Annotated in this window: 15 protein-coding genes and 1 riboswitch; of the genes, 3 read left to right on the top strand and 12 right to left on the bottom strand. The window is 42.4% G+C overall.

Translation table 11 applies throughout. The annotated features are described in order from the left end of the window. Positions 1-387: 387 nt before the first annotated feature. From MHZ95_RS06250 to MHZ95_RS06220, 7 genes are all read right to left on the bottom strand, one after another. The gene (locus tag MHZ95_RS06250) at positions 388-705 is read right to left on the bottom strand and encodes a type II toxin-antitoxin system RelE family toxin (RefSeq protein ID WP_370642941.1); all 318 of its coding nucleotides are present in this window, start codon (positions 703-705) and stop codon (positions 388-390) included. Positions 706-707: 2 nt separating this feature from the next. After that, positions 708-1,067, bottom strand: a complete 360-nt coding sequence (locus MHZ95_RS06245; protein WP_239389665.1) for a hypothetical protein — start codon at positions 1,065-1,067, stop codon at positions 708-710. Positions 1,068-1,248: 181 nt separating this feature from the next. Then, a complete protein-coding gene (locus MHZ95_RS06240; protein ID WP_239389664.1) occupies positions 1,249-2,556 on the bottom strand; it encodes a CitMHS family transporter in 1,308 nt (435 codons plus the stop codon). Positions 2,557-2,791: 235 nt separating this feature from the next. After that, positions 2,792-3,916: an AbrB family transcriptional regulator gene (locus MHZ95_RS06235; RefSeq protein ID WP_239389663.1), complete on the bottom strand. Its 1,125-nt coding sequence runs from the start codon at positions 3,914-3,916 to the stop codon at positions 2,792-2,794. A 227-nt stretch (positions 3,917-4,143) separates the two neighbouring features. Then, positions 4,144-5,112, bottom strand: a complete 969-nt coding sequence (locus MHZ95_RS06230; protein ID WP_239389662.1) for a tripartite tricarboxylate transporter substrate binding protein — start codon at positions 5,110-5,112, stop codon at positions 4,144-4,146. 106 nt (positions 5,113-5,218) lie between these two features. Then, the gene (locus MHZ95_RS06225) at positions 5,219-5,893 is read right to left on the bottom strand and encodes a response regulator (RefSeq protein ID WP_239389661.1); all 675 of its coding nucleotides are present in this window, start codon (positions 5,891-5,893) and stop codon (positions 5,219-5,221) included. Further along, complete coding sequence (locus MHZ95_RS06220) at positions 5,886-7,511, bottom strand: ATP-binding protein (protein ID WP_239389660.1); 1,626 nt, start codon at positions 7,509-7,511, stop codon at positions 5,886-5,888. Before MHZ95_RS06220 ends, MHZ95_RS06225 begins: the two co-directional genes overlap by 8 nt. Positions 7,512-7,679: 168 nt before the next feature. After that, a riboswitch (PreQ1 riboswitch) is annotated at positions 7,680-7,724 on the top strand. 7 nt (positions 7,725-7,731) lie between these two features. Between MHZ95_RS06220 and MHZ95_RS06215 the strand changes: the two genes are divergently transcribed. Together MHZ95_RS06215 and MHZ95_RS06210 are read left to right on the top strand one after the other, a co-directional pair. Continuing rightward, a complete protein-coding gene (locus tag MHZ95_RS06215) occupies positions 7,732-8,232 on the top strand; it encodes a QueT transporter family protein (protein WP_239389659.1) in 501 nt (166 codons plus the stop codon). A gap of 191 nt (positions 8,233-8,423) precedes the next feature. Further along, complete coding sequence (locus MHZ95_RS06210; RefSeq protein ID WP_239389658.1) at positions 8,424-8,654, top strand: excisionase family DNA-binding protein; 231 nt, start codon at positions 8,424-8,426, stop codon at positions 8,652-8,654. A gap of 62 nt (positions 8,655-8,716) precedes the next feature. Here MHZ95_RS06210 and MHZ95_RS06205 read toward each other — a convergent pair whose 3' ends face one another. The 5 genes from MHZ95_RS06205 to MHZ95_RS06185 form a co-directional block, all read right to left on the bottom strand. Beyond that, complete coding sequence (locus MHZ95_RS06205) at positions 8,717-9,718, bottom strand: ABC transporter substrate-binding protein (protein WP_239389657.1); 1,002 nt, start codon at positions 9,716-9,718, stop codon at positions 8,717-8,719. 53 nt (positions 9,719-9,771) lie between these two features. Then, positions 9,772-10,830, bottom strand: coding sequence for an NAD(P)/FAD-dependent oxidoreductase (locus tag MHZ95_RS06200; protein ID WP_239389656.1), 1,059 nt, complete (start codon positions 10,828-10,830; stop codon positions 9,772-9,774). Positions 10,831-10,894: 64 nt separating this feature from the next. Further along, positions 10,895-11,932 (bottom strand): FecCD family ABC transporter permease, encoded by a 1,038-nt coding sequence (locus tag MHZ95_RS06195; RefSeq protein WP_239389655.1) that lies wholly within the window; start codon positions 11,930-11,932, stop codon positions 10,895-10,897. Further along, positions 11,929-12,945, bottom strand: a complete 1,017-nt coding sequence (locus MHZ95_RS06190) for a FecCD family ABC transporter permease (RefSeq protein ID WP_239389654.1) — start codon at positions 12,943-12,945, stop codon at positions 11,929-11,931. Before MHZ95_RS06190 ends, MHZ95_RS06195 begins: the two co-directional genes overlap by 4 nt. A gap of 166 nt (positions 12,946-13,111) precedes the next feature. After that, positions 13,112-13,942 carry an ABC transporter ATP-binding protein gene (locus MHZ95_RS06185; RefSeq protein WP_239389653.1) on the bottom strand — a complete coding sequence of 277 codons (831 nt, stop codon included), beginning with the start codon at positions 13,940-13,942 and terminating at the stop codon, positions 13,112-13,114. 441 nt (positions 13,943-14,383) lie between these two features. On the opposite strand from MHZ95_RS06185, the gene MHZ95_RS06180 reads away from it, so the two are divergent. Next, entirely contained in the window at positions 14,384-15,400 is a 1,017-nt protein-coding gene (locus MHZ95_RS06180) for an ABC transporter substrate-binding protein (protein ID WP_370642925.1), read from the top strand. The last annotated feature ends 37 nt before the right edge of the window (positions 15,401-15,437 follow it).

Below are 15,437 nucleotides of genomic sequence, written 5' to 3'. Positions count from 1 at the left end.
TTGAAAGGAGACATTTCCTCCATATTAAAAGTATATAAGGACCACCACTCATCCCCTGTGGACAGGAAAACAGAAGCAAACAACCAAATACCAAATAACATAACAGCATTTACAAGACATAGGATTATATTTTTCAAGTTTCTCTCCTTAATTTAGCCACTTTGCTTTGAATTCATTTTATTGGTGGAGTTCCTTTTACTTAATAGAAATGCCCCTTTCATACATAAGTTCAACAAACTTCCCTATTACTTGAACAAAGGATCATTCTTCTACTAATACGTTCAGCATAATTGAGAAGTTTCTTTAATTCAAACTAAACATGGAAACCTTTAAAGTAATCAAACCCAAAAAGCACTTATGAAGTCAAAATTGATTTCACAAGTGCTTTTATTGAAGTTTGGATAGACGTTTGGCTGCATTTTTATAGACTTCGTTCTCCTCTCGCTTACCGACAGCAATAATTTCCGCTATTTCTGCTTTATCACCAATAATGCGGTAGACGATTCGGATTCCGATTTTCCTAAACTTAATTTTTCTGCATCCAACTAAATTGGAATGGCTCTTTTTTGTCAGTTCTTCTCCAAGTTCATCCGCCCGCAATTGCATTTTTGTAATTGCAATATCCACAAACTTTTTTATCGATCCATCTAATTTTCCATACTCTTCTTTTGCTTCTTCTAGAAACACAATTTCAAATTTCTTCATTATCAATCGAATAATTCATCATCGGATATAGCGTCTGGGTCAATCTTTTGAAACTCTTCATAATCCGCTTCTCCCATGACCTCTTTCAAATGATACCGATGACTCGGATTCAAATCAGCTGCTTCAATACGATTAGAAAGGTTCAATTCCCACGTCAATTCGCGAAGGTATTCCAATTCCATGAACATCTTTTCATAATCCTCATAACTTTGCACAACCGAATCAATCCGATTGTTTTCAGAAATGAATTGCGGAACAACTTTTGCATTTTTGCGCACTTCTCCAAAACGCCTAGCTGCGATTGATGCTGGGATGACCTGATCAACATTGAATTGGGGCTTTTCCATAACATCCACCTTCATTTCTCACATCTCCTTATATACTATGCATTTATTACTAAAATTATACAAAGCATCACGTCAAATGTACAGTGAATTACCACGTGAAATTATGCGTGATTTAGCAAACCTAAGTAGAATACAAATATAAGAAAAAAATCATCCCGCTGTATAACCACGAGATGATTTTTTAGTTTATTTCAGATTAGAATGTAATAACCCCTAGAACAATCGCTGTAATAATCATGACAAAACAGGATCCCAATGCCCATTTAAAGATGAACTTCTGGTGATCTCCCCATTCTACTCCAGCCATACCGACAAGTAGATAAGCGGAAGCCATTAACGGGCTCATCGCGTGAATAGGTTGTCCTAGGATGGACGCACGTGCAATCTCTACCGGGTCCACTCCATAAGCCGCCGCTGTTTCAGCCAAAATCGGCAACACCCCAAAATAGTAAGGGTCGTTGGCCATGAAATAAGTGAACGGAAGACTTGTTACAGCCACAATGACAGTAAAGTATGAGCCTAAAGATTCCGGAATGACCGAAACGAGGCTGTTCGCCATCGCGTCTACCATTTCAGTACCTGATAAAATTCCAGTGAAAATACCTGAAGCAAAAACTAATCCTACAACTGCAAGTACGTTTGCTGCGTGATTCGAAATTCTTGCTTTTTGATCATCCAAGTTCGGATAGTTCACCATTAAAGCAATGATTGTCGCAATCATGAACAAAGTGGCCAATGGCAATACGCCCACTATCAAACAAACAAGAAGTGCGATTGTTAAAGCAAGGTTAAACCATCTCAATTTCGGGCGTTTATAATCTTCCATCGTTGCAGTCGCGCCCGCCTGACTCATCGCAAGTAGCTCTGCTTCCGAGTATTGAATCTCAGCGATACCCAATCTTTTACGCTCTTTTTTCCCAAGTACAAACGCCGTGAATAGATTCCAGACAATCGCAGCTCCCATTACAGGAATCAGAGGTACAAACACATCCCCCATATCGAGTTGCAAAGCAGCTACAGCTCTAGCTGTCGGCCCTCCCCAAGGCGTCATGTTCATCACACCAAGTGAAAGCATTGCCATGCATGTTAAGATAAGTGGATTCATGCCAATACGCTTATAAAGCGGAAGCATGGCCGCAACTGTAATCATATACGTAGTCGTTCCATCACCATCAAGTGCTATGAGCATGGAAAGGACAGAGGTACCGATAACAATTTTTAAGGGATCTCCCTTAACGATTGACAGGATTTTTGAAACGAGCGGATCAAACAAACCAGAGTCTATCATAATCCCAAAATACAGGATGGCGAACATGAGCATGACGCCGGTCGGAGCCACTTGTTTAATCCCATCCATCATCATGTCACCGAGACCGGCATAAAAACCGCCGATCAATGCAAAAAGAATCGGAATCGAAACTAATGCAACCATTGCAGACATTCGTTTCGTAATGATTAAAAACATAAATACGACAATCATCGAAAACCCTAAAAACGCTAACATAACATGACCTCCCCATTTGCAATTGCCGTAAAACATCTATCTAATTTGACGAACAATTTAAGATTTTTTATATTATCTATTAATCTAAAGCAGCGAGGAGAAAATGTAAACGATTACAAAATATTATTATTAAAATTCTTAATAATTATTTTATACATTAAAACCATAATCAGTTTATTCGAACATTAAATGCAAAAAAAAACGCTTGAAAAAAACCAAGCGTTTTTCAACCAAATTATAGTGCTTTTGCTGCTTTTTCAAGAGCATCCTGTCTGCCAAAGATCCACCGTAGAAAAATGGGTACGATAAACAAGATGAAAAACACCCGAAACAATTGATAAGCCGCAACCATCGATACATCTGCTTGGACGGTATGTGCCGTCACTCCCATCTCCGGCAAGCCGCCGGGAGCTATACATAAAAACGCAGTTGTCATCGAAATCGGATAAACGATATGTAAGCCATAAGCTAAAACGAGTGAAAAACCGACAATGAGCAATCCAGAAACAATGGAAAACGGCAATAATCTTTTCCAATTTGCCAATCGATTTATTTTGATACCAAGTCCCAAATGCACGCCTAAGCAAAGTTGTGCAACAACGATCAAAATCGGAGGAAGTTGCGGTGTTTCAAAGCCACTGACCGTCATAATCGCCGCAGTGAGTAAAGGCCCTATAATCCATGGCGTTGGACATTTGAAGTGGACTGCACAGGCGGTGATGAATAGCACAATCGCCACAACTAGCAGGACATGAAAAAAGCCGCTGGATGCCGCTTGCGTCACCATTCCGCTGGCAGGTTCACTGTTTTGTATCCCGCCACCCGAAAAGGCATGGATGGATAGTGCAGGGACTATGAAAATGACCGTTAACATCCGAATTGTTTGCATGAATGTTACAACAGTTGTATCTGCCCCTTTGATCTCTTCACTCAATACGACCATTTGGGATAACCCTCCTGGCGTCGTTCCCATGACAGCACTTGGTAAATTCATACCTGTGAACTTTGCTACTAAAAAAGCGATGGCCAGCCCAAAAGCTACCATAAGGACCGTCACAATCGCCATTGATGGCAGCTGGTGGCCAATCTGTTTCGCACTTGCAATCGTAAACGATAGCCCCATACTATACCCTAATACCATCTGTCCCCCATTTTTGAAACTTTTCAACCAATGCAATTCCCGTTTGGCGATCAGCTTCCAAACAAAGACCGCTGTCAGGGGCCCCAACATCCAGGCTAATGGTAAATGTAACACTGTGAATACAGCACCACCAATAATGCCGCAAAGCAATGTTTCCAATAGCTGAAGAAGTTGCTGTTTACTACTGTTCACCGCATTTTTGCTTGATGAAAAAGTCATGATGTCTCACCCCTACCGCTCGCCTCTAGAGATCGAAAAAGCTGTGCCTTGTCTACCTTTTGAAAGGTTCCATAATCAATTCATTTTTCAACCTATAGAGGGATGATTCGTATTTGTCTTGCATGATTTTTCCATTATCATACAGTCATCATCTGCCGAAGTATACAATACGAAACATCTATCCATTAAGTTCATTAAAAACATTATATTCTTTTAATCCAAATTAACTATTCTGTATGGTCGACCTTCATGAGGGCCTCATACATCTTTCCTTGCTCTTCAAGAAATTTAACCGTTTCATTACTATTTTTATAAAAATCATTCCACATATACTTTTCAAGTATTTGTTGCCATGCTTCAGTCTGCACCATTTTTTCAAGCGTACGATCCCAAAATTGAATTTCTTCTTTCGTCATATGAGGAGGACCCATAATCCCGCGCCAATGTTCAAATACGACCGCCATGCCTTCCTCTGTCCATGTAGGGATTTCAGGCAGTTCTTGCAATCTTTCATCAGCGGAGATTACAAGCAGTTTCACTTGTCCCGCATCATAATATTTTTTGGCTTCGGCTAACGTCATCGTTGCCACATCAATTTGGTTTTTTAATAATGCATCCACTACTTGCGCACTGTTTTCATAGACGTAAAAATCCAGTTCTTCCGGTTTCAGCCCAACTTGTTTTCCGGCTAAAACAAAGGATAGTTGATCATCGTTGCCCAACCGCGGTGAAAGTCCGATTTTATAAGCATGCGGTGCTTTTTTCAAACTGTCCATTAAGCTTTTGGCGCTGCTAATAGTTGAATCCTCTGCAACGATGACCACTTCCCATTCCGTAGCCAAAGTGGCAATCGGTGTGAAATCTTTATAAGTCAGTTTGCTTTGCCCTAGCAAATGATTCGTAATGAGCAAACTCGAATTGATGGCTAGTACAGATTCTTTTTGCTGCTGCACGTACTTCCATCCTAATTCCCCGCCTGCTCCTACTTTGTTCAGTACATGGATATCCCCGTCAAACAACTTCTCACTTACTAAAATTTCCTGTATCGCGCGTGCCGTCGTATCCCACCCTCCTCCGACAGAGCTCGGTGCGACGATTGTCACTTCATCGGAAATCACTTTCCGTTCCTCTTTCGGTGAACAGCCACTAATGAACATGATCAACAGTGTCAAACCAACCATTATTTTTTTCCCCATTGTTCAGACCCCGCTTACTTCCTAATCAATTGCCGCTGTTAACTCGACGTCATTGCGTTCATCCCGCCACTTCTAGGGGTGGCGGGTCACAGCTTGCATTCTGTCGTTATTCGATAAGGTAATATTTCCGCTGTGGCCTTCCTACAATTCCATATTCATGCTTTGCCGTGCACACATCGATGGAAACGAGATATTCCAAATATCTTCTGGCAGTTGTTCGGGAGACGCCTAAGCTTTCTCCCATTTCCTCGATTGTAACGCCTCGCAGCTCCTCCACTACTTCTCTCACTTTTTTTAACGTATGGCGATCGACACCTGTAGGGAGATCTTTTTGATTGTTTGTTGACGGGTTAGAAGATCCAAAGAATTGATCGATCATTTTCTGATTCACTTCATCGCGATCTTGCAGGATTTCCTTCTTCTTTTTATACTCTTCAATCGTTTCAACGAATTTCTCCATCGACACTGGCTTCAACAAATAGTTGCTAACCCCGTATCGCATCGCCTTCTCGAGCATGACCTTTTCCATGGCAGCCGTCACCATGATAATATCCGTGTTCGGATAATCTTCCCTGATTCTGGCTAACAAATCCGTTCCGAGTTCATCAGGTAAATAGATGTCGAGCAACAGCAAATCCACTTCATGTTCATGCAATAGATTCATCGTTTCTTTGGCATTTAACGCTTTTCCAACGAGTTGGACACCCTGTATCTTTTCTAAAAATTGCTCTTGTACTTGAGCGATTCGAAAATCATCCTCGGCTATAACCACTTTAATCATTTTGCTCTCCTTTCACTTCTCCCGAAACTTTTTTTGGTAAGTATACTGTAAAAATAGCCCCTCCATTTTTTTCGTTTCCTACTTCAATCGTTCCACCCAATGATTCCACGATGTGCTTCACATTGAATAAGCCATATCCCCTGTTTCCGCCTTTGGAGGAGTAGCCTAAAGAAAACAAGGATTCCATCACGTCATCTGGTACGCCCTGTCCGCTATCTGTTACTTCTATAATAATGTCATTTCCAAAACCCGTAATTGAAAAGATTACGTTTTTTTCAGATTGCTGGGCAACGGCCTCAAAAGCATTATCGATCAAATTGCCGATAATGGTGATCATATCCGATACGCCTATGTGAGCCGGTAAGACGTCGACAAAACTATCGGGTTCAATTTCTAGGTTAATTTTCTTTTCGGATGCTCGGCCCAGTTTCCCTAACAAAATAGCTTGTACATTCGGATCATGGATCTGATTGAACAATATTTGACTGCGATGCTGATGATCCGTAGACTCTTGCTGGATGAACTTAAAAGCATCTTCATATCTTTCCAACTGTAATAAGCCGGATAACAAATAGAGTTTATTGGCATACTCATGCGTTTGAGCACGAAGCCCTTCCGAATATTCACGGACCTCCGAAAGTGTATGCATCAGTTTTTTCAATTCCGTTTTATCCTGAAAACTACAGACAACCCCTACCACACGCTCATTGTCAATAACTGGCGTTAAGTTGAAAATGAACGTTTTCTCTCCAATCCTGTTCTCAACATTATGAATTGCCCGCCCCGTTTGCAAAACATCTTCCAATTGGATTGTAGGCACGATCGGATGAATAGACTGACCAATCAAGTCGTCTTCCTTCAGATCCAACATCGTCTTTGCAGAATGATTGGCCAGCGTGATCCCCCCATTTCGATCCACTGCCACGATCCCCTCTTTGATCGATAATAGGATTGCACTTCTTTCCGTATACAACGAAGAAATTTCATGCGGCTCCAATCCCAATGTATCTTTTCGGATACTTTTCGTTAAAAAAATACTTCCGATAATCCCTAACACGAAAACGAACAATGACGCAATCGCAATGGTTTTTATTCTCGAGTAAATCTCTCCATAAATGTCCTTCTCCAAATACTCGATCGAAACCGTTCCAATCACCTGTGTATATTCACCATTATCTGCAATGATCGGAACTTTCCCGATCAAAACCGAACCATGTTCCCGTTCCACCTCAAAATTGTAGGAACCTCCGAATACGAACGCATGATAGTTTGTATCATCTAAACTCTTCCCCCCGACTTGGGCGGGATCGGTATGTGAGTAGACGATCTCCTCACGATTTTCGATAATGATGTTTGACGCATGGACTTGATCTTTCACTTGCTCCGCAATCGGTCGAAAATGGGATTCAATATCATTTGTTTCAATTGCTTCCCGTAGCTCTGGCATCAATGAAATCGTTTTTGCAGCTTGCAAAACGAGCTGCTTGACTTGATCTTTTTCATCGGCAAATTGTAAATAAGCAAAGATGCTTGCAAGCAAAATGACGATGAGAAGCACCAATGTACTTATAAGTCCTACTATTTTAGTTTGTAAGGGGATAAACTTTGATTTTTTCATTTTTTGACTCTTTTCTTATAAATGCATTCATTTTCATCATAGCATGTTCACATAAGCATTTATACCGGACGACTTCCTTTATAATTACAAGAAAACACTTGCTATATTTATTATTTTCCATTCAAACACAAAGTGAAAGCACTATGATACACTGGACTATGTATTTTTTAACACGTGGTTCGCAACCATCCCACGTAAAAAAACTAGGAGGAACTAAATAATGAAAGTAAAAACAATGGCCACAAGTGGAGTAATTGCCGCTTTGTATATAGCTGTTACATCTTTAATTGCCCCATTTGGTTTTACACTCGTCCAATTTCGAGTTTCTGAGATGTTCAATCATCTTGTCGTGTTCAATAAGAAATATATTTTTGGGATTGTCATCGGTGTCCTTGTCTCGAATTTCCTATTTTCACCGATTCTCGTTGATGTCATTTTTGGAGTGCTTCATTCCGCAATCGCTCTTTCCATCACCATTTTTTCCGCCAAATTCATCAACGGCATCTTCAAGCGAATGCTATTTAACACAATCGTCTTCACGGTTTTGATGATTATCATCGCTTATCAGCTTAAGATTTTTGCGGATCTTCCCGATTTTAATGGCATTCCGTTCCTCATCGTTTATTTAACACTTGCAGTTGGGGAATTTGTCGTCATGGCAGTCGGAATCCCGGTTATGATGGCTTTGAACAAACGCCTGAACTTCGAAAAGTTAATCTGACATACAAAAGCGCAGGGCGCCTGCTTAGATGCGACAGGCATAAGACAGATTGGCGAAGAGGCGATCTTTGCCTCATAGCCAAGATGGCTTATGACCCGAGCATCTGGCGCCCGGAGCCTAGACGATATAATAATCCTCGCCACCTCTTTGTCCGCAATTGAAATGGCGGGGATTTTTTAAGGAGAATCCGCATGTATATTACCATTCAAGAAGCTGCTGAGTATCTCGGCATGCCGGTCCAACAAGTGCAAAAATATGTACGCGAAGGTCGGATCCGCTCCGTTCACGATGGCGAACAGTTTCTGATCAATCAAGCGCAATTCAACCTTTACTTTGAGCAACTAGAAACATTGAAACGCCAAATCGATGAATGGCGCAACGAACCGATTCCGCCCGATCGCGATATTAAAGATGAAGATTGAAAAACGGCTACAGACAGACACGTCTTAGCCGTTTTTTGTTTAAAAGTTATTCAAAGCAGCTATTAATCCCCTGAAAGGAGCTTAATCGCTTCATCCAATGATTTCTCGATCGCGATGGGAGCATATGTAAACCATGGATCTTCACCAATATAATAAACATTGCCGTTTTTCACCGCATCGAGATTTTTCCACAATGAACTTTGTTCAATTTGAGCAAGCATGCCCCCCTCCTCTTTCGTTTCTTCCCCGTACGCCAGCATAATGATTTTATCTCCAGCGTATTCCGGTAACTTCTCCATCGAGATATCCTCGAAAACAAACTCTTCAAAGTTCGGATCATCAGCTAGCTTTTCTTGTATAAAAGTTGGTGGGGTTAATTGTAACGATCGATAAAATATTTGCCCAATATTCCTTGCACCGTAAAGCCTTAGATTATCTTTCCCATACGTCATAAAAATGGAGACAATTTCATCTTGCCCGATCTTATCAGCAATTTTTTCTCTACCTTGAGCAGCTTTTTCATCCAATTTGGCAATCCACTCATCAGCTTCCTGCTCTTTCCCTAAAATACTAGCCACTTCTTTCAATTGCGTAAAGACGTCTCCATACATCCAAGGAATGACAACAGTAGGTGCAATTTTGCTCAATTGCTCCACTTCCTCCGGATCGGCTGCAATAATTAAGTCAGGTGCTAATTCCAACACTTTTTCAACGCTGAAGGGACTTCCGAGATCGACGACTCCCTCCTGTAACTCACCCAAATATTGATTGTCTAAAACATGTGACGGTGCGCCCAGTGGCTTCACACCAAGCGCTAGCATAGCATCTAAATATTGAGTCGTCACGACACGTTCAGGGTTGGTAGGAATCTCAACCTCTCTACCTGTCACATCCGTGTATATTCTTGTAGTTGTGCTCGCTTCCTCTTCTTTTTCAGGCTGTTTTGTTGGAGTTTCCGCTATATTTGCTTCTTTTCCATTACAAGCAGCTAGTACGAGTAGTAGCATGGTCACAATCATACAGCGAACAATTATCGCTTTTTTCTTCACTGTGTTTTCCTCCATCTATTTCATCATAGACATGACTAGCTACCCAGCCACTCCACTAGATCGAATCGTTAGCTTTTTACAGCATATAAATGCTTCACCAATTCACGGTTTTTCTCTTTAAAGAGATCATTATGCGAGGATACCCGTCCATGTCCATACGCTTCGGGCTCAATGTATTGTTTCGCTTTATTCACTGCGTTCCCCGCATCTTGGAACGCTCCTGCGATGAGATGCAGTTTTCCTTCGTGATTCAAAATATCTCCTGCCGCATAGAGTCCAGGGACAGAAGTTTCACTCATCGGACTGCCTGCAACCGTATATTCATCCGCCATTTCGATATCTAATCCACTATTGGATGTCAGTGCTTTATCCCGATCATAGCCATGGTTAATGATTACTTCGTCCACTGCAAGCTGAATTTTCTGTCCATCTTCATTGTTGACGAGCTCCACTTTTTCAATGCTTTCACGATCATCTGCCGCAATCAATCTTTCAATCGATGTATTCAATAGACATTCAACAGAACTATTGAACAAGCGGGTCACTTCAGCCTCATGTCCTTTTAATAGCTCTTTCCGATAGGTTAAATATACTTTTTCCGCAATCGGCTCCAATTCATTGGCCCAGTCGATCGCTGCATTCCCTCCACCGGAGATCAACACCGTTTTCCCTTGGAAACGTTCAAATGATTTGACCGTATAATGTAAATTTGAAACTTCAAATCGCTCAGCGCCTTCAAGCTCCAATTTCGTCGGTTTTAAGATACCGTATCCGACAGCCAAAATGACTGTTTTGGAGTAGTGTTTTTGATTGCTTGCGGTTTGGACCACAAAGTTTCCGTCTTCACCTTTACTAATTGCTGTCACTTTTTCGCCCAGGACAACCTCTGGCTCAAAAGTCAATCCTTGCTGAATCATTTGCTCGATGAGTTGCCCGCCCGGAACAGGTGTCAGACCGCCTACATCCCAAATCATTTTCTCAGGATAGACATGCACTTTCCCGCCTAAGTAAGGCTGGAATTCAATGATTTTTGTTTTCATTTCCCGTAAACCACTATAAAAAGCAGAATAGAGTCCTGCCGGGCCCCCACCGATAATTGTTACATCATACAATTGTTCAGAATTCATCATGATTGCTCCTTTTCAATTAGTCATTTGGCTACAAACGAAATGTCCAAACCGTTTCTTATGATTATGCTTTTGACTTGGCCAATAAATACAAGAAATAGGGGGCTCCGATGACAGCAACGACAATCCCGGCAGGTACTTCGGATGGCTCAATGATCCACCTTCCGATCGTATCCGCCGTAATAAGTAGAAGACTCCCGACCAACGCGGCTGTCGGTATCAGATACTGATGCTTGGCGCCTACTAATTGACGCGCTAAATGAGGGGCGATCAGGCCGATAAAGCCGATGCCTCCACTGACTGATACACTGGCCCCCGCTAAACCGACTGCTACTGCAAGTAAAATCAGCCGCTCTCTTTCGATTGCCAATCCGAGCCCTGTCGCTGGCATTTCTCCTAGGTTCAACGTATTCAACACCCGGGATTTTGCAAAAGCGATCGGCAATAAAATAAGAATCCATGGCAATAATGCGATGACAAACTTCCAATTGGACCCCCAAATACTGCCCGCCATCCATACCGCTACAAATTGATAATTTTCAGGCGATAATCGCAATGTTAATACAATCATCGCTGCACTGATCCCGGCTGCAATCGCAACACCTGTCAACAACAAGCGAATCGGCGAAATGCCTTCGTCCCGTTTATATGAAAGCACATAGATGAGAACAGCCGTCACTCCTGCACCTACAAACGCTAAAAATGGCAGAAAAAAGACGGGCGTTGCCGTTGTCGATGGAAAGAACGAGATGAACAACATAACAGCTAGACCTGCACCCGCGTTAATCCCTAAAATGCCCGGATCCGCTAACGCATTCCTCGACACTCCTTGTAGGATGGCTCCCGATACGGCCAAGGCCATCCCCACTAAAATAGAAATGACGATTCGCGGCAACCGGAATTCAAACAAGATCAGTTGCTGCTTCTCTGTTCCCATTCCAAACAATGTACGGAACAGTTCCCCAGGCGTCAGTCGAATAAAACCTGTATTCATACTGATCATCAACATCAACAAAATAAGGACAACAATCGTTATGATAATGAAAACATTTTTACGATGTCTTTTTTGTTGATAGACCGAAACATATTTATTCTCACTCATAATTCCTTCCCTCCTTTACGCGCAAGGTAAAGGAAGAATGGGACACCCAATAACGCAATGAGCGCTCCAATAGGTGTTTCATAAGGCGGATTCACCATTCTGGCAGCAAAGTCCGCCAATACGACTAATAGGCTTCCTAAAATGGCAGAACAAGGAACAATCCATCGATAATCATTGCCGACAAGAAAGCGTGTCAAATGAGGAACGATCAAGCCGACAAACCCGACAGCCCCAACCACGGAAACAGCTGCACCTGCTAAGACTAAAACAATAAGCGCTCCAAAAAATTTAATGACGCCGGTTCGTTGGCCCAGTCCAATTGCCACTTCGTCCCCAAGACTGAGTAACGTAATCGATTTGGAAAGAACAATGGCACCTGCTATGGCAACAACTATCCATGGTGTCATGATTTGAAGGTGCTCCCACTTTGTGCCGGAAACACCGCCTGCATACCAAAACGCTAAATCTTGCCCGATGCGGAAATGGATGGCAATCCCTTCACTTAAAGCAGCAAGCAAAGCACTGACGGCCGCTCCTGCCAATACGAGGCGCATAGGCGTTAACCCGCCTTTCGCCACTGATCCTACGCCGTAAACCAAACCTGCACCTACCGCTGCACCTAAAAATGAAAACAGGATGATATACATATAAGGCAGACCTGGAAAGAATGCAAAACAGATAGCCAACATAAACGCGGCACCGGCATTTAAGCCTAAAAGACCTGAATCCGCCAGCGGGTTGCGCGTCATTCCTTGCATGATCGATCCTGCAACAGCAAAACAAGCGCCGACTAACGCCGCTCCTAAAACTCTTGGCAATCTGATTTCTTGAATGATCTGGTGAGATGTCAATTCGGGTTGGAAGTGGAAAACAGAAGACCAAACCGTCGCCAACTCAATATCCGCCGCACCAAATGAAATCGAAAGGCCTATCGCGAATAGTAACCCGATCATCCCGCCAATCATTATAAATGTCGCCATGATTGGTCGTGATCCTTTATATACTTTTTTCATCTCTACTGACTCTTTGACTGAAGCTGACATCTACTTGCTCCTTACGCATATTCGACGGCTTCCAATCAATTACGCCTTGGCGTAATTGCGTCCAGATTTTGAATTGAGCAAAGCTCAATTAACTCCTTTCAAAATCTGTGACATCCGCCGGAGGCTGTATCTTCGTTTAGCGGGCGTTTGAATACCCGCTAAACGAAGATAAGCAGTCCGTTTCTTTATTCAATTGATAAGATAAACAGATCGGATGCTGACTGAATGGACATTCCGCTAAAAATGCATTGATGTCGAACACCGCTTGCAAATTCGTATGGGTCATCACTTTTTCAGGTTTCCCTTCTGTAACGACTTCGCCGTCTTTCATCGCAATCATATAATGCGAGAAACGAGACGCATGATTTAAATCATGCAAGACCATGACAATCGTTTTTCCTTCTTCCTCGTTCAGCTTTTTGAGCAATAAGAGAATATCCAACTGATGGGCCAAGTCCAAATACGTTGTCGGTTCATCCAATACTAAAATATCCGTGTCTTGTGCAAGTGCCATCGCAATCCATACGCGCTGGCGCTGCCCCCCTGACAATGCTTCCACTGGACGGTCCTTCAACTCGCTTAACCCCGTCACTTCAATCGCCCAATGGATATGTTTCAAGTCTTCTTGTTTCAACGTGCCGAATCCACGTTGATGCGGAAACCTGCCGTATGAAACGAGCTCAAAAATCGTCAGCCCTGGTGGTGCTTCAGCACTTTGCGGTAAAATCGCCATCTTCTTGGCAACTTCCTTTGTCGAAAGTTGCTGAATGGCCCGCCCGTCAAGGAACACAGTCCCACTTTGCGTTTTCAAAATTCGAGCGACCGCTTTTAACAACGTAGACTTGCCACACCCATTTGGTCCAATGATCGTCGTAATTTTCCCTGCAGGGATCTCCACACTTAATCCATCTATAATTACAGCATTCGCATACCCTACCGCTACCTGATCGACAGTAAGAACTGACATATCCGTTTACCAACCTTTCTTTCTTCGATAATGAGAATCATTATCACTTTTCATTAGTATAAAGTATCTTTCAACGATTTACAATTCATAATTGAAAACGATTATCAATTTCACTATAATGTACAATAGCTTCAATCAATTACGCCTCGGCGTAATTGTGTCCAGATTTTGAATTGAGCAAGGCTCAATTAACTCCTTTCAAAATCTGTGACATCCGCGGGCCTACAGGATGTAGGTCATGCAACCGTTGCCAATCGAACAGCGAAGGGTTCGATTTGCCGTATTTCTGTGTTCTTTGCAGAAATTAAGGCACTTTCCTTCAGGACGCGGCGAACTTAGGTTGCCTTCCATTCTTCGTTCAGCGGGCGTTTGAACACCCGCTGACCAGGAAACAAAACTGCATTCATCTCGCCACCTACAGAGGTGGGAATCTTCTGCTGAATGAAGATAAAACATTTAAGCTGTAAAGTAAGAGGAGGAAAACTATTGAATACATCTATCAGAAACAAGTTGCTCGTTACGGCAATCTTTTTACTCTCCATATTTTTAGTAGCTTGCGGAAATCAGCAACAGAACAACGAGGAAAAACCAAAAAACGGTTCTGAGGAAGCTTCCCAAGAACGTGTACTGACAGACGCTTTAGGGCATGAAGTGACGATTCCCGCCAATCCTGAACGCGTCATCGCTTCTTATTTGGAAGACCACCTGATCGCATTAGGCATCACTCCTGTTGCACAGTGGTCCGTCAATAACGGTGCATCCATCCAAAACTACTTACAAGATTCGTTAAAGGACATACCGACTATTCCTTTCGACCTACCTTTTGAAGCGGTGACCAGTTTCAATCCCGATCTCATCATTGTGTCATCGGCTGAAACGGTAGAAGGCGGAAAATACGAACAGTACAATAAAATTGCCCCTACTTTTGTATTGGAGAATGAGGCAAATGCGTCTTGGCGTGAAAAACTGTTAAAAGTCGCAGAAATATTTGATAAGACCGAGAAAGCTGACGAAGTCTTGCAACAGTACGATCAATTGGTAGAAGAATCAAAAGAAAAAATCCACAACGCGGTTGGTACACAATCAGCGGCAGCGATCTGGATCGTCAATAATACGGTGTATATGGTCAGTGAAACAGCTTCAAGCGGCGCCGTATTATATGGTGAACTTGGTCTGACCGCTCCAAGCTTAGTGAAGGAAATATCCGAATCGGCAACAGGCGATTGGTCCCCTGTTTCTCTGGAAAAGTTGGCAGAGTTGGATGCTGATCACCTATTTCTCATTAACAGTGATGTAGGAAATGGCGCAGAAATGCTAAAAGATCCACTCTGGGCAAATATACCTGCCGTCAAAAACGGCAACGTTCATGAATTTGCAAAAGATACAAGCTGGCTCTATTCGGGTCCTATCGCCAATAGCCAAATCATTCATGACGTAGTCAAAAGTATTGTAAAATAAGTCGACTGAATCCATTTTGTTCTATCTAATTGGAATG

It is taken from the genome of Sporosarcina sp. ACRSM (assembly GCF_022346545.1).
In the GTDB taxonomy this organism is placed as follows: Bacteria; Bacillota; Bacilli; order Bacillales_A; family Planococcaceae; genus Sporosarcina.
Note: the sequence above shows the minus strand (reverse complement) of the source record. Positions and strands in the feature narration are given on the sequence as shown.

Bases quoted from the DNA above. Each gene is read 5' to 3' on its own strand.
- MHZ95_RS06215 (WP_239389659.1), top strand. From the start codon at position 7,732: ATGAAAGTAAAAACAATGGCCACAAGTGGAGTAATTGCCGCTTTGTAT.
- MHZ95_RS06205 (WP_239389657.1), bottom strand. From the start codon at position 9,718: ATGGAGGAAAACACAGTGAAGAAAAAAGCGATAATTGTTCGCTGTATG.
- MHZ95_RS06180 (WP_370642925.1), top strand. From the start codon at position 14,384: ATGAAGATAAAACATTTAAGCTGTAAAGTAAGAGGAGGAAAACTATTG.
- MHZ95_RS06190 (WP_239389654.1), bottom strand. From the start codon at position 12,945: ATGAAAAAAGTATATAAAGGATCACGACCAATCATGGCGACATTTATA.
- MHZ95_RS06235 (WP_239389663.1), bottom strand. From the start codon at position 3,916: ATGACTTTTTCATCAAGCAAAAATGCGGTGAACAGTAGTAAACAGCAA.
- MHZ95_RS06200 (WP_239389656.1), bottom strand. From the start codon at position 10,830: ATGAATTCTGAACAATTGTATGATGTAACAATTATCGGTGGGGGCCCG.
- MHZ95_RS06245 (WP_239389665.1), bottom strand. From the start codon at position 1,067: ATGAAGGTGGATGTTATGGAAAAGCCCCAATTCAATGTTGATCAGGTC.
- MHZ95_RS06225 (WP_239389661.1), bottom strand. From the start codon at position 5,893: ATGATTAAAGTGGTTATAGCCGAGGATGATTTTCGAATCGCTCAAGTA.
- MHZ95_RS06230 (WP_239389662.1), bottom strand. From the start codon at position 5,112: ATGGGGAAAAAAATAATGGTTGGTTTGACACTGTTGATCATGTTCATT.
- MHZ95_RS06185 (WP_239389653.1), bottom strand. From the start codon at position 13,942: ATGTCAGTTCTTACTGTCGATCAGGTAGCGGTAGGGTATGCGAATGCT.
- MHZ95_RS06220 (WP_239389660.1), bottom strand. From the start codon at position 7,511: ATGAAAAAATCAAAGTTTATCCCCTTACAAACTAAAATAGTAGGACTT.
- MHZ95_RS06195 (WP_239389655.1), bottom strand. From the start codon at position 11,932: ATGAGTGAGAATAAATATGTTTCGGTCTATCAACAAAAAAGACATCGT.
- MHZ95_RS06210 (WP_239389658.1), top strand. From the start codon at position 8,424: ATGTATATTACCATTCAAGAAGCTGCTGAGTATCTCGGCATGCCGGTC.
- MHZ95_RS06240 (WP_239389664.1), bottom strand. From the start codon at position 2,556: ATGTTAGCGTTTTTAGGGTTTTCGATGATTGTCGTATTTATGTTTTTA.
- MHZ95_RS06250 (WP_370642941.1), bottom strand. From the start codon at position 705: ATGAAGAAATTTGAAATTGTGTTTCTAGAAGAAGCAAAAGAAGAGTAT.